The sequence below is a fragment of the Bacillus cereus genome (assembly GCF_002564555.1).
GTDB classification, from domain to species: Bacteria; Bacillota; Bacilli; order Bacillales; family Bacillaceae_G; genus Bacillus_A; species Bacillus_A cereus_K.
On sequence record NZ_NUVD01000081.1, the window covers coordinates 1 to 22428 of the forward strand.

Sequence of the window (22428 nt, forward strand, 5' to 3'; positions counted from 1 at the left end):
TGTTTCTCGCCTTCTGGTTGTTTTTCTTCATTTTTAATTTGTTTCATTTGATCTTGTTCAAATAAAAGTTGTACATCATGCGTTTGCTTATAGTTTCTTGATGCCATTTCGATAAATACTTTTGTATTTAGTTTTTTTGATAAATCGTTTACTTCAAATTCTACGACTCTTGTATCTTTTTCTTTATCTTCACTCACTACTTTTGCATCAACAAATGCACCATCTTTTTCCGTTTGGAAATTTTTAATTAATGAGCTACTTTTTAGTGTTACAGTTACTTTTTTCTTACCATTTTCTACTTTTAATACTCCTGGATTTACCATGTAAGTATTCATTTTAGATTCTTCATCTGTTTGATCTTTTAACACTTTAAATGGAATGCTGTACTCACCATCTGTAATTGTGTTAGAATTTGGTTGTTGATCTGGGTCAGGCTTTTGGTCGGGCTTCTGACTCGGATCAGGTTTTTCATTTGGATCTGGCTTATTAGCTGGGTCCTCTTTTTCATTTGGCTGTTCTACATGAACTGGTTTAATACTGTTTTGATCAAAGGCAATACGCACATCGTAGTCATGATGATAATTTAAAAAGTCAATGTCTACTTTTACTTTCGCGTTTAATACTTTCCCTATATCTTCCACATCAAATTCTACGACTCTTGTATCTTTTTCTTTATCTTCATTAACTACATTCGTCGCAATAAACTGGCCATTTTTTTCTGTCTCAAATTTTGTAATCCATGAACTATGTTCTAACGTAAAGGATACTTTCATTTTCCCGTTCTTCACTTTTAAAGTTCCTGGACTTACAGAGTATTGATTCATCATAGATTCTTCATCTGATGTGTCTTTAAGAACTTTGAAACCAATTGAATATTCACCGTCAGCTAGTTGACTAGCAGCTTGAGCCGCAAGCGGTTGTAACGTTGTAACAAAGGTAAATATCATTAAAAACATCGCGACAACAATCTTAAGATACTTGTTCAATGAAATGACGCTCCTTTTAAATTTTTATAATTATTTAACGCTATTCTCATCAAATACGAATCGAATATCATATGAAGCATTATAATTAATAATTGGGATATTAATTTTCACCTTACCATTTAGTTTTTTTGACAAGTCAGCTACTTCAAATTCTACAATTCTAGTATTCTCTTTTTTATTTTCACTTAACACAGTTGTTTCTACGAATTGACCATCTTTCTCCACTTGTAAACTCTTAATCGAAGCGCTATCTTTCACTTTAAATGAAACATATTGTTTACCATTTTTAACCATTAATGTTGCCGGACTTTCAAAATAACTATTCATTCTAGATGCTTCATCTTTATCGCCTTTCCATACAGTAAAAGCAATATTATATTTTCCATCAGCTAGTTTTGTGGCAGCTTTTACATCTTGTAAGCCTAGTGTTGCTATAAACGTAAATAAAACAGCAAATACAGCAATCATCATTTTAAATTGTTTAAACATATATTCATCACCTTTCAAAATATTTATTTGCTTAACTTCACTTTACGAATTAAGAAAACACCTGAAATAAGAAGTAACACTGCAAATAATCCGATACGTGCTTCGTCGCCTGTTTTTGGATTATCCGTTTTTTCAGCATTTCCACTTTCATTGGTTTCTTTTTTTGTCTCTTTATTTGCTTCTTTGTTCTCTACTTTTGTTTTCTCTTCTTTTACTTGTGGATCTGTTTTCGCCTGGTCATTATTGTTTGTTGTAGCAACTACGCCGTTATCGCCACCCACAGCTTTTACATTCGCATCAAATGCAAAACGAATTGTGTAATGATGGTCATAGTTTGCACTCGGTACAACAACATGAATTTTTACCCCTAACGGTTTTGCTAAATCATCAACTTTAAATTCAACTGTTCTTTTATCAGCCGATTCGTCCTTGCTAATTACTTTTGCATCAACAAAATTTCCATTCTCAGGTGCTTTAAATTCTGTAATCCAAGCACTATGATTCATTGGAACTTGAACTCTCATCTCACCATTTTTCACAACTAACTTAGCTGGTTTTTCAAAATAATCATTTGCCATTGAAGCCGATTCATTTTCCGCCTTTTGTATTACATAGTTAATATCGTAAGTACCGTCAGCTAATTTTGCTGAAGCTTGTCCGTACGGCAGTACAAGAAAAGCTAGCATGCATACGAATGTGATAATAAAAGCAGATAATACAGAAAACTTTCTCATTTGACTTACTTCCTCCTTGTTTATCTTTTACCCTTACTTTTTTTGAAAATGATAATTATTATCAACTCATGATAAAAAAATAATAATCCTCTACCAGTATTAAATTGTTGTACATTTATGCAGCATCGATATTATTGATTATCATTCTCACTTGCGGTTAAAAAATAATAACCCCCTTATTTCTTATAAAGATCGGGTTATATTTTAAGATACGTCCCCATTTATTTTATTGATTATCATTCTCAATAGGACGTAAAAAAAATAAAAGTACTCATTCCCCTGTTCTATCACCTCTATTTACAAAAATGATATAGTTATAGAAAACCTTGTATCTTTCACTCCTCACTTTCCTTCCAATATTTCCACAACTAAGTCAATCTTAGCCTACTCATAATTTTTTTGTCAACTATATTACGTATAAAATTTTAAATATCTGAATTTCTACATATATGGCTTTTTCCACAAAAAAAGAGGCTTCCTTTCATAGAAAGCCTCTTTTCACTATTTTTCTACAGCAATTTCATGCTTTTGAAACTTAGAAACTATATAACCGAATCCTATACCGATCATACCTGGAACTAACCAGCCAATTCCTACACTGTATAATGGTATCTTATCTAAAATAGGTGCTAACGCTGCAATTTGAAGGTTTGCATTGTGCAATCCATCAAAGAAACTGATTGCGAACGCTCCTACAATACCTCCTACATACATCGCTAATGGAAGACGAACGTAATTTTCAACAAGTGATAATACGATAAGCACAATACCAATTGGATAAATTGCGATTAAGATTGGTAATGCTAATGCGTTTAACTGAGTTAAACCAAGATTTGCTACCATAAATGCTAATACACAGAAAATGAAAACGACTTTTTGATATGAAAGCTTCGGTAACAAAGAAGAGAAATATTCTCCACAAGCTGCAACAATACCTACAGAAGTTGTTAAACATGCTGCTGTAATTGCAATGCCTAGTAATAATGTTCCGTAACTTCCAAACAAATGATTCACAACGTTTGTTAAAATAATTCCTCCGTTCGCACCCATTCCAAGTGATACACTAGAAGCTCCAAGGTAAGCAAGCGCTACATACACAAGTAATAAACCAAGTGCTGCAATAAATCCTGCAAAGATTGTTACTTTCGCAATGCTGTTCTTATTTGTAACACCTTTTGCTTTTAAAGCATTAATGACAACATTTCCGAAAACAAGTGCTGCAAGTCCATCTAAAGTTAAATATCCGTCAATAAAACCTTTAAAGAGCGGAGCACTATACGCTTCTGTCGGTGCACCAAACTCTCCCATTGGTGTAATAAGTGCTTTCACTACAATAATTGCAATAACAGCTAATAAAATGGGCGTTAACACTTTACCAATGCGGCCCACTAATTTCGATGGGTTTAAAGCTAAATAGAAAGTTACCGCAAAGAAAATAAATGTAAAGATAACAAGTGGATATGATTGACCAGCTATCTCACTTGGTAAAAACGGTGCAACACTCATTTCATAAGCAACCGTTCCTGTACGTGGCACACTTACGAATACGCCTAAACATAAATAAATTACAGTGATAAAAACAAGAGCGAATACAGGATGTACACGTCCCGCCAGCTCGTTAATATCTCCCTTCAAGGCTATAACAATTACTCCTAATAAAGGCAATCCAACGCCTGTTACGATAAAACCAAACAACGCGATCCATACATCTGTTCCAGCACCTTGTCCTAACGCTGGTGGGAAAATCATATTACCTGCACCGAAAAATAGTGCAAATAACATTAAACTTATTGCAAACATCTCAGAAAACTTTAAAGATGATTTCATTTCTACTAACCTCCTAAAAAAAATAATCACAAAATATTCTGAATTCAAATCCGTCACATGTTCCCTTTCAAGCATACTTCCCTATAAAAGAACGCAAAAAACACCCGTCCCTAACAAAGGGACGAGTGTTGAAATCGTGGTTCCACCCTTATTCTAATAAAATGAATTTATAACAAAATAAGCTCATTTTATAGCTCGTGTAAATTAATAACGGTTTTATCCGTCAAGAATTACAATGCATCATGCATGCAGTTCACTCTTGAAGTTTAGAGGTGGTAAGCTTGTCTTTTCGTATTAGGAAGCTCACAGCCTAAGGCTTCCCTCTCTGAGAATCGTAGAAAACAACTCATGTCCTCATCATTACTTTTATAAAATATTTTGTCGAAACTTGTTTTTTTTTATTATATGGGCTATTTTCAAAAAAATCAATAGTTTTATTTTTTCTGACAAAAAAATATAGGGAGAAAACTTCCCCCCTTATAACTGCCCTGTTAATATGTTTAATTCTTCTGCTGTAATGCTTCGCCATTTTCCAGGTTCTAGTCCATTTAGCTCTATATTCATAATGCGCACTCGCTTTAGCTTTATTACAGTAAACCCGAAAGCACGGCTCATTCTACGAATTTGCCTGTTCATCCCTTGCGTTAAAACGATGCGAAATGTTGACTGATCAACTCTCGTCACTTTACATGGCTTCGTCATACCATCTTTAATCTTTACACCGCTGGACATCTCATCAATAAACCAATCTGTAAAAGGCTTATCGACAGTGACAACATATTCTTTCTCGTGCTCATGATCACCGTGTAAAATTTGATTGGCAATCGCACCATCATTCGTTAATAGAATAAGTCCTTCCGACGCTTTATCTAACCGTCCAACAGGAAAGATTCGCTCTGGGTAATTGATATAATCAATGATGTTTCCTTCAATATTTTCAGCTGCTGTACAAGTAATTCCGACCGGCTTATGAAAGGCGATATACACCTTTTCTTTCTCTTCTTTTGCAATAACCTGTCCATCAATCGTTACAACATCACCATCGCTCACGAGTGCACCGTGCGTACATATTTCACCGTTAATAGTCACGCGTCCCGCTTTAATAAGGCGGTCTGTTTCGCGTCTTGAGCAGGATTTTGCTTCGCTTATGTATTGGTTGATTTTCATAGCTTATTCCTTTTCATATATATTAAAAGCGTCAATCTATGGCAATATCATTATGCCACGATTGACGCTCCTTTACTTCGCAAAAACAACTAAATAAATAACCCCAATCACCAAAAATATTCCACAACAAGCTAACAATACTTTTGCAAGTTTGTCCATAAACATATAATGGTTGCCCCTTTTGTTTCGTTGTTTGCTATTTTAATTCGACAACTGTTACGCCTAGGCCTCCCTCGCCCATGTCACCGTAACGGAATGTTTTTACACCGCGGTGCTTCTTCAAGTAATCTTGTACACCTTGGCGAAGTGCTCCTGTTCCTTTACCATGAATAATTGATACACGTGGATAGCTTGCAAGTTGTGCATCGTCTAAATATTTCTCAACGCGCACCATTGCATTTTCAAAGCGTTCACCACGAAGATCAAGTTCTAATGAAACGTGGTAATCTCTACCCTTCACACTTGCGACCGCTTTTTTCTCTGTTTGCTTCGGTGTATTAATGTATTCCATATTGGATTCTTTCACTTTCATCTTCAGAATACCAATTTGTACGCTCCACTCTGTATCACTTATTTTTTCAAGTAGTTGACCTTTTTGACCGAACGTTAATACTTTTACTTCATCACCTGCGCGTAATTGTTGTTTCGGCGCAGTATTTTTCACGTTCACTTTTTGTTTCTTCACAAGCTCTGGCGCCGCGCCTTCTAGACGGCTCTTCGCTTCAATAAGCTCATGGTCTTTCACATTTACAAGCTGTGCTTTACGCAATTGACGCAGTTCTTGAATAATGCCTTCTGCTTCTTTCTTTGCAGCTTCGACTTTTTCTTCCCCTTCTTTTTGCGCTTTTAATAATCGTTCATCACGATCTTCGTTAAATTCAACAATTTGACGCTGTAATTCGCGATGCAGTTTTTCAGATTGCTTACGAAGCGCCTCTGCTTCGTTCCAGTCACGCTCTGCGTTCTTTTGACTTTCTTCTAACTTCGCAATCATATTTTCAATTTTATTCGTATCTGTACTAATGTGGTTACGTGCTTGGTCAATAACGCGATCAGATAATCCAAGGCGCTTCGAAATTTCAAAGGCGTTACTACGTCCTGGTACACCGATTAGTAATTTATACGTTGGGCTTAACGTGTTCACATCAAACTCCACACTCGCATTAATAACTTGCTCACGGTTATATCCGTATGCTTTTAATTCCGGATAATGTGTCGTAGCAACAACGCGAGCACCGCGGTTACACACTTCATCTAAAATTGAAATTGCTAGTGCAGCCCCTTCTTGTGGGTCGGTTCCAGCACCTAATTCATCAAATAAAACTAAGCTTTCAAAATCAGCTTTTTCTAAAATATCAACAATGTTCACCATATGTGAGGAGAACGTACTTAAACTTTGTTCAATCGACTGCTCGTCACCAATATCAGCAAAGATATGTTTGAATACACAAATCTCTGATTCGTCCATTACTGGAATGTGAAGACCAGACTGCGCCATTAATACACAAATACCAACTGTTTTCAGTGTAACTGTTTTACCACCTGTATTCGGTCCTGTAATAACAATCGTCGTGAAATCTTTACCGAGCATAATGTTATTCGGCACAATAATTTCCGGATCAATAAGCGGATGGCGTGCTTGTCTTAAATCCATGTAGCGTTCGTTATTTACGATTGGCTTCGTTGCTTTAATTCGCTTCGCATAAAAAGCTTTCGCAAAAATGAAATCAAGATTTGCCACTACTTCTACGTTCGATAAAACGATATCCGCTTCCACTGCCACTTCTTCTGTTAACATCAATAAGATGCGTTCGATTTCTTGTTTTTCTTTCACACGTGCTTCTTGAAGTGCGTTATTTAATTCTACAATTACTTGTGGTTCAATAAATAACGTTTGTCCAGAAGCAGATTGATCGTGAACAATACCGCCATATACGCCGCGGTATTCTTGTTTTACTGGGATTACGTAACGTTCGTTACGAATCGTTACAATCGCGTCTGATAACATTTTTTGCGCGTTTGAAGAACGCGTCATGTTTTCTAACTTTTCACGAATACGGCTTTCCGCAGTACGAATTTGAGTACGAATACCACGCAGTTTATCACTTGCGCTATCGACTACTTCACCGCCATCACCGATACAATTTGTAATTTTCTTTTCTAAGTCATATAAAGATACAATTTGAGCGACATGTCTTTCTAAAATCGGAAGTTCCACACCATTATCAACCATATCTTCGATGAAACGTTTCATATTGCGACTACCGTACATCGTATTAGCAATATCAAGTAGTTCATTTGGGCTTAACATACTTCCGATCTTTGCACGCTTCACATTTGAGCGAATATCCGTAATACCACCTAATGGTGCACTACCTTTTAAACGAATGACTTTCGCTGCTTCATCCGTTGTATCTTGCATTTCTACAATTTCTTCAAAGTCAGTGCTCGGCACTAAATTCTTCACTTTATCACGACCAAGTGAAGATGCTGTATGTTCAAGTAATTGTTCTTTTACTTTATTGTATTCTAATACACGCAACGTTCTTTCTAACATGTTGCAGGTCCCCCTTGTGTTACTTATTACGTTTAATATAGTCTAATAAACGTTCAATATCCCATGTGTTAATCACGTTATCTTTTTGAATCCAACCTTTACGCGCTGCTGCTACACCTGTTTCCATATCCTCTAACATTTCAAGTGTATGAGCATCCGTATTAATCGCTACTTTTACACCAGCGTCTTGTGCTTGCTTTAATAATTTCGCGCTTAAATCTAAACGGTTCGGATTTGCGTTTAATTCTAGAACTGTATTTGTTTCTTTCGCAAGTTCGATTAGTAAATCTGTATCTACATCATAACCCTCGCGGCGTCCAAGAAGACGTCCTGTCGGATGAGCAATCATCGTGACATTCTTATTTTCAAGTGCATTGCGAAGGCGTTTCATAATCGTTTCACGGTCTTGCGAGAAGCTAGAGTGAATAGCTCCAATGACATAATCTAGTTCTGCTAATACTTCGTCATCAAAATCAAGCGAGGCATCTGGTAAAATATCCATTTCAATTCCGCGTAAAATTGTAATGTCTGGATATTTTTCATTCATGCGCTCAATTTCTTTCGCTTGTTCGCGAAGACGCTCTTTCGTTAAACCGTTCGCTACTTTTAAGTATTGTGAATGGTCCGTAATCGCCATAAACTTATATCCACGGGCACGGCATGCTTGTACCATTTCTTCAATAGAAAAAGCACCATCACTCCACGTTGTATGCATATGTAAATCACCTTGTATGTCAGAGAACTGAATTAAGTTTGGATACTCTTTAATTAATTCAATTTCTTTTCCATCTTCACGTACTTCTGGCGGGATAAATGGAAGACCGAAATGAGCAAAGAACTCCTCTTCTGTTTCAAATGTCTTCACTTCACCTGTTTCTAAGTTTTCTACACCGTACTCACTAATTTTCTCGCCTTTATCTTTTGCAATTTGACGCATTTTTACGTTATGGTCTTTTGATCCTGTGAAATGGTGAAGCGTTGTAATAAACTCTTCTGGTTTTACTAAGCGGAAATCGATTGAAATATCGTATTCGTATTGAAGACGAACAGAAACTTTCGTATCACCACTCGCGATTACTTCAATCATATTATCGAAATGTAATAAATGCTCACGTACTGCTGCTGGTTCTGTCGTTGCAATAATAAAGTCTAAATCCTTCACTGTCTCACGAACGCGGCGTAAGCTACCAGCGCGAGAGAAACGAATCACTTCAGCAATGTTCGACAATTTCTCCTCTATTTCCCCGGCAATAGGCAATACCATCGCAATTGGTAGACGCTCTGGACGAGATCCTACTTGATCAATTGCTTCTAATATTTTCTCTTCTGTTTTCTTGCCGAAACCTGCTAAAGCTTGTACTTTATTTTCCTCACAAACAGCTTTTAGCGAGTCCATATCAACAACACCAAGTTCTTTATATAACTTAGCTACCTTCTTACCACCAAGGCCTGGTAGTTTTAATAACGGCAATAAGCTACTTGGTACTTCTTTTTCAAGCTCTTGTAATACTTCGGATGTTCCCGACTCTATATATTCTTGAATAACCGCTGCCGTTCCTTTTCCAATACCAGGAATTTTTGTGAAATCTTCAATTTCAGAAAGGCTACGATCATCACTTTCTAATGCTGCTGCCGCTTTACGAAATGCAGATATTTTAAATGGATTCGTGCCCTTTAGTTCCATAAACAGGCCGATTGTCTCTAGTAATTTAATAACTTGTTTTTTATTTACTTTCATCATTACCCCGCCTTTCTTTCATAGAAAAAAACTTCTCTTTCTGAAAAAAGAGAAGTTATACTCTGCTACCTGTCTGCCATAGTTCCTTCACCTTTTCAGAAAGAATCGGTGTATCGTCTACAATTATTTTGCTAATTGTTGATTTTTGTAATGGTGCTTGTACTTGTTCAATCGGAAGAATGTTTCCAACGATAATTAAGACAAACAAAATAATATACACTTCTAAAAATCCGAGGATTGCCCCCGCAAACGCATTCACTTGCTTTAACACCGGTATTTCTGCAAACATGTTTAACAAATTACCAAGCAATGAAAGTGCGATTTTTGTAATAATAAATAATAAGATAAACGCAAGTGCTTGATAAAATACTGTCTCAATATTATTTGCATCAATCCATTCTGGAACAGATACATTTTTATCAAATGGATACGGAATAAATTTCGCAAGTGCTGGCGCTAAATCTTTACAGTACCAGTATGCAACAAGGTATGCGATAATAAAGCTTGTTAACTTTACAAGTTGCAGAATAAACCCTCTGCGTAAGCCAAGGAAAAATCCCATAACAAGCAGTAAAATGATAATAATATCAATCATGTTATTCCATTCCTTTTTTTGTCATACTTTCTTTCAATTTCTCATGTTCTTCTTTTAATTTTATGTAATCGTGTATGACGTTTACCGCCGTCAATACCGCTAGTCTACTCGTATCAAGCGAAGGATTCTTGGCATTGAGTTCGCGCATTTTATCATCCACAATCGCTGCTACCATGCGGATATGACTTGTACTTTCATCGCCAACAACTGAATACTGTTGGCCATATATTTCTACATTAATTCGACTTTTATTTCCCTTTTGTTGTGACAACTCACCGGCCTCCAATCACGTACAGAATCCTAAAGTTTATAATACCATGAACCATCATAATATGGAAACAGAAAGAACAATCCGATATGATAAAAATAACAATATAAAAAAAGGAGCGACCATCTTGTCAAATTCTATCGTAATACAAACAAGTTCTACAGTAATTGAAGACATGAAACAACAATATAAACAAGCGCTAAGCCCGAAAATTCCGCAAGGCGGTATCTTTATGGCAAAGGTGCCATCTTGCACGATTACAGCGTATAAATCTGGAAAAGTAATGTTCCAAGGAGGCCGTGCTCAAGCAGAAGCTTCTCGTTGGCAAACTGTCTCTCAAACACCGAAAACAGCTGTAAAAAAATCGGTCGATTCGCATCGTTATGCTCCGCCCGCTTCCATCGGCACAATGTCTATTCTAGGATCAGACGAAGTAGGTACTGGTGATTATTTCGGGCCGATGACAGTAGTTGCTGTATATGTGGATGCCAAGCAAATTCCACTTTTAAAAGAACTTGGTGTAAAAGACTCAAAAAACTTAAACGATGCTCAAATTACTGCGATTGCAAAACAACTTCTTCACGTTGTTCCTTACAGCTCTCTTGTCCTTCATAACGAAAAATATAACGAGCTGTTTGATAAAGGAAACAACCAAGGGAAACTAAAAGCTTTACTACACAATAAAGCTATTACAAACTTATTAGCGAAAATGGCACCTACAAAACCAGAAGGTATCTTAATCGATCAATTCACACAACCTGATACATACTACAAATATTTAGCAAAACAAAAACAGGTACAGCGTGAAAATGTTTATTTCGCTACAAAAGGTGAAAGCGTCCATTTAGCAGTAGCCGCTGCCTCCATTTTAGCTCGTTACTCATTCGTAAAACAGTTTGACGAACTAAGTAAAAAAGCCGGTATGCCGCTTCCAAAAGGTGCTGGTAAACAAGTTGATATTGCCGCTGCTAAATTAATTCAAAAGCTTGGTAAAGAAAGATTACCTGAGTTTGTGAAGCTGCATTTTGCTAATACAGAGAAGGCGTTTCGCTTATTGAAAAAATAACTACTTTTAGTATCGACAGGATTTTTATGAACTAAACAAGGCGAAAAGAATTGAATTCTTTTCGCCTTTTATGATTGATATATGATTTTTGGCAACCCCTTCTCCATACAGTTACGCCAATTTCTTTTTAGAAATGGGATAATCCATAATAACGCGATTCCTAAAAAGAACAATGCTACGATAATTCCAATTGTTATACGCATAGGAGCAGTAGATGCACTGGTAGATTCAGATGGATTAGAAATAATCATAACGTCTTGTATTACTACTTAGATCGATTAGACAAAAGATAAATAACAAGATGTAATACATAAAAAAAAGGAGAGCCGCCAAGACCCTCCTTTTTTTTATGTTAGCTTCGTTTCTGCTTCTTATTAGATGAAGATACTTTATGAGAACCGGTTTCATGCGTAGTTGTTCCTTGTCCTTCCACCTCTGGAGAACCTAGGACTGATCTTGAATGATCTGTTTTCACTTTTTTACCCATTTATATTCACCCCTTCGCGTTACTTTTTGCTAAGGGGTAGTAAACTATGCAAAATAAAAAGCGAGAGGAAATCCTCTCGCTTTTTTCACATTTTAGAATTCAGAAGAACCTGGAGTTCTTGGGAATGGAATTACGTCACGGATATTAGCCATGCCAGTGATGTACATTAGGAAGCGCTCGAAACCTAGACCGAATCCAGCGTGTTTTGTACCGCCGTATTTTCTAAGTTCTAAGTACCACCAGTAGTCCTCTTCGTTCATACCTAGTTCTTTAATTCTGTCTACTAAAACGTCCATTCTTTCTTCACGTTGGCTTCCGCCGATTAATTCGCCGATGCCAGGAACTAGAAGGTCAGTAGCAGCTACTGTTTCACCGTCTTCATTTAAGCGCATGTAGAATGCTTTAATGTCTTTTGGATAGTCAGTTACGAATACAGGGCGTTTGAAGATTTCTTCTGATAAGTATCTTTCGTGCTCTGTTTGTAAGTCAATACCCCATTCTACTGGGTATTTGAAGTCAGCGCCTGACTCTTGAAGCACTTTAATTGCTTCTGTATAAGTGATACGACCGAAGTCAGAGTTAATTACGTTGTTCATGCGCTCTAGAACTGTTTTGTCAACGAAGCTGTTGAAGAATTCCATTTCTTCTGGTGCATGTTCTAGTACGTATTTCATTGCATATTTCAGCATATCTTCTGTAAGGTTCATTACGTCGCCCAATTCAGCAAATGCAATCTCAGGCTCAACCATCCAGAACTCAGCCGCGTGGCGAGTTGTGTTTGAGTTTTCTGCACGGAATGTAGGTCCGAATGTGTATACATCACGGAATGCTAATGCATAAGCTTCAGCGTTCAGCTGTCCACTTACTGTTAAGTTTGTTTCTTTACCGAAGAAGTCTTTTGATTCGTCAACTTGTCCGTCTTCACCTTTTGGAACGTTGTTTAAATCTTGCGTTGTTACGCGGAACATTTCGCCCGCACCTTCTGTATCACTACCAGTGATGATTGGTGTGTGAACATGTACGAATCCACGCTCTTGGAAGAACTGGTGAATCGCAAATGCTGCAATAGAACGTACGCGGAACGTTGCAGAGAATGCATTTGTTCTTGGACGTAAGTGAGCGATTGTACGTAAGTATTCAAACGTATGACGCTTCTTTTGAAGTGGGTAATCAGAATCTGATAAGCCCTCAATATCAATTTTTTCTGCTTTAATTTCAAATGGTTGCTTCGCTCCAGGCGTTGCAATTACTTTACCTTCTACTTTAACTGAAGAGCTAAGTGGAAGTTTTGCAATTTCTTTGAAGTTCTCTAATTCTGTATCGAAAACGATTTGAACGCTTTTGAAGAAGCTACCGTCGTTTAATTCGATGAAACCAAATGCTTTTGAATCACGTAAGTTACGAATCCACCCTGATACTTGTACTGTTTGATCTGCATACTTTTCTGTATCTCTATACAGACTTTTTACTAATGTGTTTTCCATAGTGAAATTCTCCTTTGCTCATATATTTAAATACAAAAAAACCTTTCATCCATAAAGGGACGAAAGGTTAAACTTCGCGGTACCACCCAATTTGTCATAAAGACCAACTTTAACTCGTATGTAATACATACTTCCCGGTTTGTAACAGGCCGGATTCCCGTCTAAGTCTACTCTTGAATACAAGATTCAATTTCGGTTAGCAACTCCAAGGTGTTCTTCACATATACCGCCTCATCAGGCTCTCACCGCCCCTGACTCGCTTTGGATTATAGTATATACTACTTTTCCTTATCATCGTCTTTCATTTTGTTAAACTAAAATTAATGTACTACATTCGGGAGAAAGATGCAAGACGCCAGAAAATATATCAGCAATTTTTATAATATATCGACTTACCGACACCTTTTAACAATCATTTCATAAAAAAAATTGCCGGAATTAAATCCGGCAATTTTTTATTACTTACGTAACTCCGCACCAAATTTCTCTTCTACCGCTGTTAATACACGGTTATGTGCTTCTGTTACTTCTTCATCTGTTAATGTACGTTCTGCATCGAAGTAGTTCATAGAGAATGCAAGTGATTTCTTGCCTTCTTCCATTTTCTCGCCTTCGTATAAGTCGAATAGTGTTACGTCTTTCAGAAGTTCTCCGCCAGCTTCAGCAATGACTTGCTTCATTTCACCAGCTTTTGTTTCTTTTGTTACTACAACAGCCATGTCACGTGTCATAGATGGGAAACGTGGGATTGCTGAGTAGTAAGTTTCTTCAACGTCTGCGCCGAATACTTTTGCAAGAGATAATTCGAATACGAATGTATTTTTCACATCTAATTGTTTTTCTGCTTCTGGGTGCAATTGACCGATAAAACCAATTACTTCACCATCTAATACGATGTCAGCTGTGCGGCCTGGGTGCATACCTTCACGTTTTGCTGGTACATAAGTGATTTGGTTTGCAACGCCTAGTACGTCGAATAATCCTTCTAGTACACCTTTCACAACGAAGAAGTCTACTACTTTCTTCTCACCTTGCCATGCATGGTGAAGAGCAAGACCTGTCATAACACCTGCAAGATGTTGTTCTTCTTTCGGAAGTTCTCCTGCTTCTGTTGGTAAGAAGATAGAACCTACTTCGTATAAAGCGACGCTGTCGTTTTTACGAGCAACATTGTATGAAACTGCTTCTAACAATTGTGGCACTAAGCTTAAACGAAGTTGGCTGCGCTCTTCGCTCATTGGAAGCGCAAGGTTTACAGGTGCTTTTTCGTTTGGCTCAACCATGTATTGTTTCGCTTTGTCAGCGCTTGTTAATGAATACGTAATTGCTTCATATAAACCAGCACCTTCTAGGAAGCGACGTACTTTACGACGTTTCGTTTGCGCTGCTGTTAATTTACCACGCGTCATCGTTCCAGAAGGTAGTGTAACTGGAATGTGGTCATAACCGTATAGACGGCCCACTTCTTCTACTAAGTCTTCTGAAATTGTAATATCAGGACGACGTGCTGGTACATTTACATGGAATGTTCCTTCTACTTCTGTGAATGGGAATTTTAAGTTTGTGAACATTATACCCATTTCACTCGCAGAAATATTTGTACCTAATACACGGTTTACTTTTTCAGCAGTAACGGATACTGTACGCTCTTCTACTTGTAAGTTATCAGCTTCTACTACACCTTCAAGTGCTTCACCGCCAGCGTATTTCGCCATTAAAGCAGCTGCGTGTTGAATTGCTTCAAATGTACGTGTTGGGTCGATTCCTTTTTCGAAGCGTGCGCTTGATTCACTGCGAAGACCTAAGTCTTTTGATGTACGGCGCACTGTTTGACCTGCAAAGTATGCAGACTCAATTAGAACGTTTACTGTGTCATTTGTAACTTCAGAATCAGCTCCGCCCATTACACCAGCAACTGCTAAAGCTTTTGTGCCGTTTGTAATTACAAGGTGATGGCTTTGTAATGCACGTTCTTGATCATCTAACGTTTGAATTTTTTCGCCTTCTGTCGCTAGACGAACAACGATTTCTTTTGAACCTAATTTATCGTAATCGAATGCATGTAACGGTTGACCGTATTCCATTAAAATGTAGTTTGTAATATCAACTACATTGCTAATTGGACGAATGCCAGCTGCCATAAGGCGCGTTTGCATCCATATTGGTGATGGACCAATCTTTACGTTCTTCACCATTTTTGCAATGTATAATGGATTCTCTTCTTTCGCTTCTACGCTTACAGAAATGTAATCCGAAGTTTTTTCTGCTGTTTCTTGTAAGTTGATAGCTGGAAGTTTCACTTCACGACCGTAAATAGCAGCTACTTCATATGCAACACCTAACATGTTTAAGCAATCTGCACGGTTTGGTGTTAATCCAAGCTCAAGTACTTCATCATGTAAGTTTAGAATTTCAAGTGCATCTGCACCAACTTCAGCGTCACTTGGGAAGATGAAGATACCATCTGCGTATTCTTTCGAAACTAATTTCCCATCAATACCAAGCTCTTGAAGAGCACAAACCATACCGTGAGAAGCTTCACCACGTAGTTTTGCTTTTTTAATTTTGAAGTTACCAGGAAGTACAGCACCAACTTTTGCAACTGGTACTTTTAAACCTTTTGCAATGTTAGCAGCTCCACAAATAATTTGAACTGGCTCTTCTTCACCGATATCGATTAAGCATTTGCTTAATTTATCAGCTTCTGGGTGTTTTTCACATTCTAATACGTGACCAACTACAACACCTTTTACACCTTTATTTAATACTTCAACACCTTCTACTTCAATACCACTTTTCGTGATTTTGTCTGCTAGTTCTTGTGCTGTTACATCTTTAATATCTACATACTCTTGTAACCAACGATATGATACGAACATATTTATCCTCTCCTTCCCTTACGCTCGTTTGAATTGTTGTAAGAAACGTACATCATTTGTATAGAAATGACGAATGTCATCAACGCCGTATTTCAACATTGCGATACGCTCTGCGCCCATACCGAATGCGAAACCTTGATATTCTTTTGAATCATAACCAGCCATTTCAAGTACGTTCGGGTGAACCATACCTGCTCCTAAAATTTCAATCCAGCCAGTTCCTTTACAAGTGCCGCAACCTTTGCCGTGACACATCATACAAGAAATATCCATCTCTACAGATGGCTCTGTGAATGGGAAGAAACTTGGACGAAGACGGATTTCACGGTCTTCACCGAACATCTTTTTCACGAATACTTGCAGTGTACCTTTTAAGTCACTCATGCGAATGTTTTTGTCAATTACAAGACCTTCAATTTGCATGAACTGATGTGAATGTGTCGCATCATCGTCATCGCGGCGATACACTTTACCAGGACAAATAATTTTGATTGGGCCTTTTTCTTTATTGTTTTCCATCGTACGCGCTTGTACAGAAGATGTATGTGTACGTAGTAACGTTTCTTCTGTAATGTAGAATGTATCTTGCATATCACGCGCTGGGTGATCTTTCGGTAAGTTTAACGCCTCGAAGTTGTAGTAGTCTTTTTCTACTTCTGTTCCTTCAGCTACTTCATAACCCATACCGATGAATACATCTTCAATTTGTTCTACAACAGCTGTTAACGGATGGTGGCAACCTGTTTCAACAGGACGACCTGGTAGTGTAACATCAATTGTTTCAGTAGCTAATTTTGCTTCAATTACTGCTTTTTCTAAGTTACCAATTTTGTCATCTAGACGCGTTTGAATCGCTTCACGTACTTCATTGACTAATGCACCCATACGTGGACGCTCTTCTGCTGATAATTTTCCCATACCACGTAATACTTCTGTGATTGGGCCTTTTTTCCCTAAATACGCTACGCGTACGTCGTTTAAGCCTTTTAGCTCTTTCGCTTCTTCAATAAGCGCTAACGCTTGTTGTTTTAGCTCTTTTAAACGTGCTTCCATTTGGAACCCTCCTAATTTTAAAAATAAAAAAACCTCGCTCCCAAAAAGGGACGAGGTAAATTCGCGGTACCACCCTAAATTGACAGAACAAGTCTGCCCACTCATTAGTTATAACGATCAATTCTGACCGGAACGCCTTTACATATACATGGTCCTGGCGTCAACTCCAGAGGTGAATTCACTTCCGTCTACCATAAGAATGCTTTCAGTCTACGGCACTCTCTCCCTATATGGCGATTTTGTAAGCTACTCTTCTCTATCAACGTTTTTCAATATTATACTTTTATTGTATGTTCAAAAAAGTTCGATACTCAGTTCACCACTTTTTTATGAACATGTACTTCAACTTATTATAAGAAGTTTTTTATTTGTTCGCAACTGGGCTTTGTAAATAATACGTTAAAATCCCTGCTGCAACTGCAACATTTAATGATTCTGCCCCGCCGTAAATCGGAATATACAAGTTTTGATCTGTTTTCGCAAGAATTTCTTGGCGTACGCCACTTCCTTCATTTCCTACAATTAATGCAAAACTTCCGGCAGGTGTTACTTCCCCGTAAGGAACTCCATTTTCAAGAGCTGTTCCATATACAGGGACGTTATTTTCTTTTAACTTGTCTACCCATTCTTCTAAGTTTCCTTTTACAATTGGTAAGTGGAAAATAGAACCTTGTGTAGAGCGGAGTACTTTACTATTGTAAACATCAACACAACCTTCTCCAAGCACCACGGCATGAATACCAGCTGCATCAGCTGTACGAATAATCGTTCCTAAATTACCTGGGTCTTGAAGGCCATCTAATAAAAGGAATTTCCCATCAGTAAGAGCTACTTCTTTTTCGTGTTTCTCACAAACAGCAAATACACCTTGCGTCGTTTCTGTTTCACGAAGTACTTTCACAATTGCTTCTGGAATGATATACATTTCCACATCATTAACCGTCCAATCCTTCGGAAGGTCTGTCTGATCTGAAACGATAAGCTCTGTTACAACTCCTGCTTTTAAAGCTTCCTCTACTAAATGAAATCCTTCTACAAAAAATAAACCTTTTTTATCGCGTTCTTTTTTCGTTTGCAGCTTTTTCCACTGCTTCACACGCGGATTTTGTACTGAATCAATGTTTTTCATAATATGTATTTCCCTCTCTTCTTGTCTTATCATTATAGCCTATTTTTCATACATATTTACATAAAAAAGAACAAAAACTAACGTCAGTTTCAATTCTGAAAAAGAGGTGAAAGTGATGAGTTTTAATTTACGCGGCGCTGTATTAGCGAATGTATCTGGAAATTCACAAGACCAATTACAAGAAACAATTGTTGATGCAATTCAAAGTGGCGAAGAAAAAATGCTTCCAGGTCTTGGCGTTTTATTCGAAGTCATTTGGAAAAATGCTGATGAAAACGAAAAACACGAAATGTTAGAAACATTGGAGCAAGGATTAAAAAAATAAACAATAAAAAATCACCTTAGAAAAAACTAAGGTGATTTTTTTATGCCCACAAAATTTTTCTTTTCCTAAACATTTCTACTTTACTAACGCTGATTGATGGAGTACAATGTTCAAAATACATTTAAACCGATCGATTTTCTTCATATACACCATTAGATAAAGTGAAACTTTAATTAGTGGGGAGGGGTGTTCATCCCCACTAATTATTAGTTGAACCAATCGGGCTTTTACGGGCAGTTGATTCCCCACCTAACTTCCTCGTATTCGCCGAATTTTGAAGTAGGAATCTTACTGCCCGTTAAAGCGGGATAAAGGGAGTGAATGTTTTATGCACCGTATTACGCTTGAACAAGTTTTTAAACACCATATTACACAAAAATACGTAAACCGTTCTGGGATGGTCCACGCGATTGCTGTCGCTTACCATGCGTTTCACTTAGCTAAAAAGCATCACGCCTCAGTCGATGCTGCAACAAAAGCCGGTTTCCTTCATGATATCGGACACCATACGTGGTACACAGGCGGCGAATGGGACTATGACTTATATAAAAAGAATGATATACATGCTATTAAAGGCGCAGAAAGAGCTCATAAATTGCTTATTAGATTAGGAGAACATCCGAAACTAGCAAAAGAAATTTCTGTTGCAATTCTATTGCATACTGATTCTTTCTTAGTAGAACAAACACTTGAGAGAACTCCACTGCAAAACATTATTAAATGGGCGGATGAAGCAGATGAAGAACCGGGCGGAGCGCATCATTACCGAACGATTTCTTATGAAAAAGCACTAAAAGCAATTCAGCAGTTAGATCGATTGGTAGAGCGTGAATTACAAATCGAGCAATCGAATAACAAAACTGAACATAGTTATCAATGAGAAAGAGGCATCACTATAGGGTGATACCTCTTTTATTATTTTTACTAATCCTGTAACAAGAAGTGCGATTTTTAAATTTCTAACTTTGTATGTAATATTTGAGCATAACATTATAAATAATAATACCGTATAATTGTATATAAGAATGTAAAAGAGGTGATTTTATACATGCAATCCGCTACACAACTTCCATATGAACAGAAACACTCCATGTCATGGGGGCAATTTATTAGTTCTGTCTTATTTGCTTTTTTTGGAACCGGGCTTATCACTTTATTTCTAGCATTACCTTTAATGATTTATACAACTGGTCTCACAAATAAAAAGCAAATAGCCTTATATGATTCTATTGCAAATACGACAAGTATCGCATTGCAACTAGGGATTTTATTGTTCTTCATTTTCAAATACGAACCGGCAAAAAGACTACTAATAGAAGCATTTAACTTTAGGGCACTCAAAGAATGGCGTACATATATATACTTGCTCCTGTTTTTCGCATTAAATATTCTTCTTAACTTCGTCATGCTAAATTATGTATTCCAAGACGCAACAAAGCAACAATCTTCTGCACTAAACTTAGAAGTTTTTAATCAATATCAAACATTACTACTTATTGGCTTTGCAATACTCACACCTATTTTTGAAGAGCTCATTTTCCGCGGCTTCATACTTCGCTTCTTATCAGAGCGTTTTCCATTTTGGATTGCAGCTGTCTTAACAAGTTTCTTCTTCGGTATCGCACACACATACTCACTCGGAGTGATGGTAATTACTTTCTTCATGGGATTATTAATGGCTATTTTATGTAAAAAAACAAAATCCATTATTCCAGCTATGTTATTTCATATTATGAATAATATGTTGGCATTCTTGAATTAAAGAGAGGTATCATCACGATACCTCTCTTTATTCTTTTATCACAACTTCAAACTCTTTAAAAAACAAAAAAGCAGGGAAATTAATTCCCTGCTTTTCTATTTCGTTTATTGCCTGATGGTAAGAAGAATGATAACACCCAAGCAATCCCTGCTAATATTGTTGCAATTAAGAAGGCATCATTAATACCGTTAATTGCAGATAGCTTTGAAATTTGCCCAAATAATAGTTGCGTACTCATCGCGTCTCCTGCTTGTGCTGATCCAGCTAAGGCCGCTAAACTTTGGCCCATGCCGTGTACTTTATCAACTAAAATTGGATTTGATGTTGTTAACATATTGCCGTAATCTGCTACGTGAGCAGTAGTTTGTTGCGTCATAAGTGTGATTAAAATCGCTGTTCCAATTGAACCAGCTACTTGTCTTGACGTATTTTGCGTTGCTGTACCGTGAGAAATTAATTTCATCGGTAGTGCGTTCATACCAGCTGTCATAATTGGCATCATAATGAATGACATACCAATTGAACGTATAATATAATCCGTCATAATAACGATATACGGTGTATCCATCGATAACGTTGTAAATTTATATGTCGCAAATGTTGTAATGGCTAATCCGACAATTGCTAACGGACGAATACCATACTTATCAAATAGTTTACCTGCAACTGGTCCCATAATCCCCATAATTAATGATCCCGGAAGAAGTAGTAGACCAGATTCCATCGGCGTAAAGCCACGAATATTTTGCAGATATACCGGAAGTAATAACATACCTCCAAATAATGCCATCGTTACGATTGCGTTAATTACTAATGTGAAAGTGAACGTTGGATATTTAAACACTTGTAAATCAAGCATTTTATTGTCCGTTGTTAACTCTCTCCAAATAAATACCGCTAAACCAATGACACCGATGATCAGTGTTATAATAACTTCTGCACTAGTCCAGCCATTATTTCCAGCTTCACTAAATCCGTACAATAAGCTTCCTAGTCCAATACTTGAACTAATAACACCAAATACATCTAACTTTGTTTTAGACACCGGCTGTGCTAGTGTGAAGAATTTTAAAGATAAGAACGTAATAATTAAACCGATCACAAACATACCGTAGAACATTAAATTCCAGCTATAATTTTCAATCACCCAACCTGTTATAGTTGGTCCGATAGCTGGTGCTAAAATCATCGCTACCCCTAGTAATCCCATCGCTGCTCCGCGTTTATGAGGCGGGAATAATGTCATGAAGATATTCATACCAACTGGCATTAAAATACCTGCACCGACCGCTTGAATAATGCGGCCCGTCATCATCATTGTAAAGTTACCTGATGTAGCACAAATGATAGATCCTACCGTAAAGAATAACATTGCGGCTACGAATAATTTACGATACGTAAATCGTGAAACTAAAAAGGCACTAATTGGTACTAAAATTCCGTTTACAAGCATGAAGCCTGTAATTAACCATTGGGCCGTTGAAGTTGATACGTTAAATTCGTTCATTAATGGAGGCAATGCAACATTAATAATCGTTTGGTTTAAAATAGAAATGAACATACCAAGAATTAATACCGTTACAACTGCTTTTACATTCACATTTTCTATCGGCAATTGTCTCTTCAGCATTTCTTTTTCCTGTTTTACTTGTTCTTGCTTCCCTGTTTCTAATTCCACAACGTTAGAAGCTTCTGTTTCTTGTTTTTGTTCAAGTTCTTTTTCCACTGTTTCTGCTTTACTTACTTCTATTTTACTTACGGCTGGGACTTGTTCTTCTCCCACGTTCGTTTTTTTCTTTCGTAAAAGACGATTTACAAGGAAGAAGACGATTATACAAAATAGTGCATATCCTACAATTGCAATTGAGGACATCTCATCTCC

General features: G+C 37.2%; 19 protein-coding genes and 3 other annotated features. Of the genes, 4 read left to right on the top strand and 15 right to left on the bottom strand.

What is annotated here, in order from left to right:
- The 9 genes from COI75_RS17385 to zapA all read right to left on the bottom strand — a co-directional run.
- A partial coding sequence (locus COI75_RS17385; RefSeq protein WP_176535598.1) for an NEAT domain-containing protein occupies window positions 1–986 on the bottom strand: 986 nt, incomplete at its 3' end.
- Window positions 987–1016: 30 nt separating this feature from the next.
- Window positions 1017–1475, bottom strand: a complete 459-nt coding sequence (locus COI75_RS17390) for an NEAT domain-containing protein (protein WP_000476177.1) — start codon at window positions 1473–1475, stop codon at window positions 1017–1019.
- 23 nt (window positions 1476–1498) lie between these two features.
- Window positions 1499–2209, bottom strand: coding sequence for a heme uptake protein IsdC (gene isdC / locus COI75_RS17395; RefSeq protein ID WP_001225046.1), 711 nt, complete (start codon window positions 2207–2209; stop codon window positions 1499–1501).
- 501 nt (window positions 2210–2710) lie between these two features.
- The gene (gene brnQ6, locus COI75_RS17400; RefSeq protein WP_000842664.1) at window positions 2711–4036 is read right to left on the bottom strand and encodes a branched-chain amino acid transport system II carrier protein BrnQ6; all 1326 of its coding nucleotides are present in this window, start codon (window positions 4034–4036) and stop codon (window positions 2711–2713) included.
- A 114-nt stretch (window positions 4037–4150) separates the two neighbouring features.
- Window positions 4151–4406 (bottom strand) — a binding site (T-box leader).
- Window positions 4407–4513: 107 nt separating this feature from the next.
- Window positions 4514–5203 carry a 23S rRNA pseudouridine(2604) synthase RluF gene (locus COI75_RS17405; RefSeq protein WP_000700753.1) on the bottom strand — a complete coding sequence of 230 codons (690 nt, stop codon included), beginning with the start codon at window positions 5201–5203 and terminating at the stop codon, window positions 4514–4516.
- 196 nt (window positions 5204–5399) lie between these two features.
- A complete protein-coding gene (locus COI75_RS17415) occupies window positions 5400–7760 on the bottom strand; it encodes an endonuclease MutS2 (RefSeq protein WP_000893746.1) in 2361 nt (786 codons plus the stop codon).
- A gap of 19 nt (window positions 7761–7779) precedes the next feature.
- On the bottom strand, window positions 7780–9498 hold the full coding sequence (polX, locus tag COI75_RS17420; RefSeq protein WP_000867563.1) for a DNA polymerase/3'-5' exonuclease PolX: 1719 nt from the start codon (window positions 9496–9498) through the stop codon (window positions 7780–7782).
- Window positions 9499–9553: 55 nt separating this feature from the next.
- A complete protein-coding gene (locus tag COI75_RS17425) occupies window positions 9554–10093 on the bottom strand; it encodes a CvpA family protein (RefSeq protein WP_000565416.1) in 540 nt (179 codons plus the stop codon).
- Between the two features lies 1 nt (window position 10094).
- Window positions 10095–10364 (bottom strand): cell division protein ZapA, encoded by a 270-nt coding sequence (gene zapA / locus COI75_RS17430; RefSeq protein ID WP_000082703.1) that lies wholly within the window; start codon window positions 10362–10364, stop codon window positions 10095–10097.
- Between the two features lie 124 nt (window positions 10365–10488).
- Here zapA and rnhC point away from each other — a divergent pair, with 124 nt between their 5' ends.
- Window positions 10489–11427 (top strand): ribonuclease HIII, encoded by a 939-nt coding sequence (gene rnhC / locus COI75_RS17435; RefSeq protein WP_000071614.1) that lies wholly within the window; start codon window positions 10489–10491, stop codon window positions 11425–11427.
- 352 nt (window positions 11428–11779) lie between these two features.
- Here the strand turns inward: rnhC and COI75_RS17440 are convergent, their stop codons facing one another.
- The 5 genes from COI75_RS17440 to COI75_RS17460 all read right to left on the bottom strand — a co-directional run bounded on the left by COI75_RS17440 (window position 11780) and on the right by COI75_RS17460 (window position 18492).
- Window positions 11780–11914, bottom strand: coding sequence for a YuzL family protein (locus tag COI75_RS17440; RefSeq protein WP_000516931.1), 135 nt, complete (start codon window positions 11912–11914; stop codon window positions 11780–11782).
- Window positions 11915–12006: 92 nt separating this feature from the next.
- Window positions 12007–13398 carry an asparagine--tRNA ligase gene (asnS, locus tag COI75_RS17445; protein WP_000432183.1) on the bottom strand — a complete coding sequence of 464 codons (1392 nt, stop codon included), beginning with the start codon at window positions 13396–13398 and terminating at the stop codon, window positions 12007–12009.
- Window positions 13399–13450: 52 nt separating this feature from the next.
- Window positions 13451–13702, bottom strand: a binding site (T-box leader).
- A gap of 154 nt (window positions 13703–13856) precedes the next feature.
- Complete coding sequence (pheT, locus tag COI75_RS17450; RefSeq protein WP_000498197.1) at window positions 13857–16277, bottom strand: phenylalanine--tRNA ligase subunit beta; 2421 nt, start codon at window positions 16275–16277, stop codon at window positions 13857–13859.
- Window positions 16278–16295: 18 nt separating this feature from the next.
- Window positions 16296–17330, bottom strand: a complete 1035-nt coding sequence (gene pheS, locus COI75_RS17455; RefSeq protein WP_000388228.1) for a phenylalanine--tRNA ligase subunit alpha — start codon at window positions 17328–17330, stop codon at window positions 16296–16298.
- 43 nt (window positions 17331–17373) lie between these two features.
- Window positions 17374–17602 (bottom strand) — a binding site (T-box leader).
- Window positions 17603–17694: 92 nt separating this feature from the next.
- Window positions 17695–18492: a TrmH family RNA methyltransferase gene (locus tag COI75_RS17460; RefSeq protein ID WP_002095246.1), complete on the bottom strand. Its 798-nt coding sequence runs from the start codon at window positions 18490–18492 to the stop codon at window positions 17695–17697.
- An 82-nt stretch (window positions 18493–18574) separates the two neighbouring features.
- Between COI75_RS17460 and sspI the strand changes: the two genes are divergently transcribed.
- The 3 genes from sspI to COI75_RS17475 all read left to right on the top strand — a co-directional run bounded on the left by sspI (window position 18575) and on the right by COI75_RS17475 (window position 20546).
- Window positions 18575–18784 (top strand): small acid-soluble spore protein SspI, encoded by a 210-nt coding sequence (gene sspI, locus COI75_RS17465; RefSeq protein ID WP_000009509.1) that lies wholly within the window; start codon window positions 18575–18577, stop codon window positions 18782–18784.
- A 328-nt stretch (window positions 18785–19112) separates the two neighbouring features.
- Window positions 19113–19664 carry an HD domain-containing protein gene (locus COI75_RS17470; protein ID WP_000554809.1) on the top strand — a complete coding sequence of 184 codons (552 nt, stop codon included), beginning with the start codon at window positions 19113–19115 and terminating at the stop codon, window positions 19662–19664.
- A 168-nt stretch (window positions 19665–19832) separates the two neighbouring features.
- Window positions 19833–20546, top strand: a complete 714-nt coding sequence (locus tag COI75_RS17475; RefSeq protein WP_097807504.1) for a CPBP family intramembrane glutamic endopeptidase — start codon at window positions 19833–19835, stop codon at window positions 20544–20546.
- Window positions 20547–20625: 79 nt separating this feature from the next.
- On the opposite strand, the gene COI75_RS17480 is transcribed toward COI75_RS17475, so the two are convergent.
- Window positions 20626–22419 (bottom strand): DHA2 family efflux MFS transporter permease subunit, encoded by a 1794-nt coding sequence (locus COI75_RS17480; RefSeq protein WP_000094777.1) that lies wholly within the window; start codon window positions 22417–22419, stop codon window positions 20626–20628.
- Window positions 22420–22428: the final 9 nt, after the last annotated feature.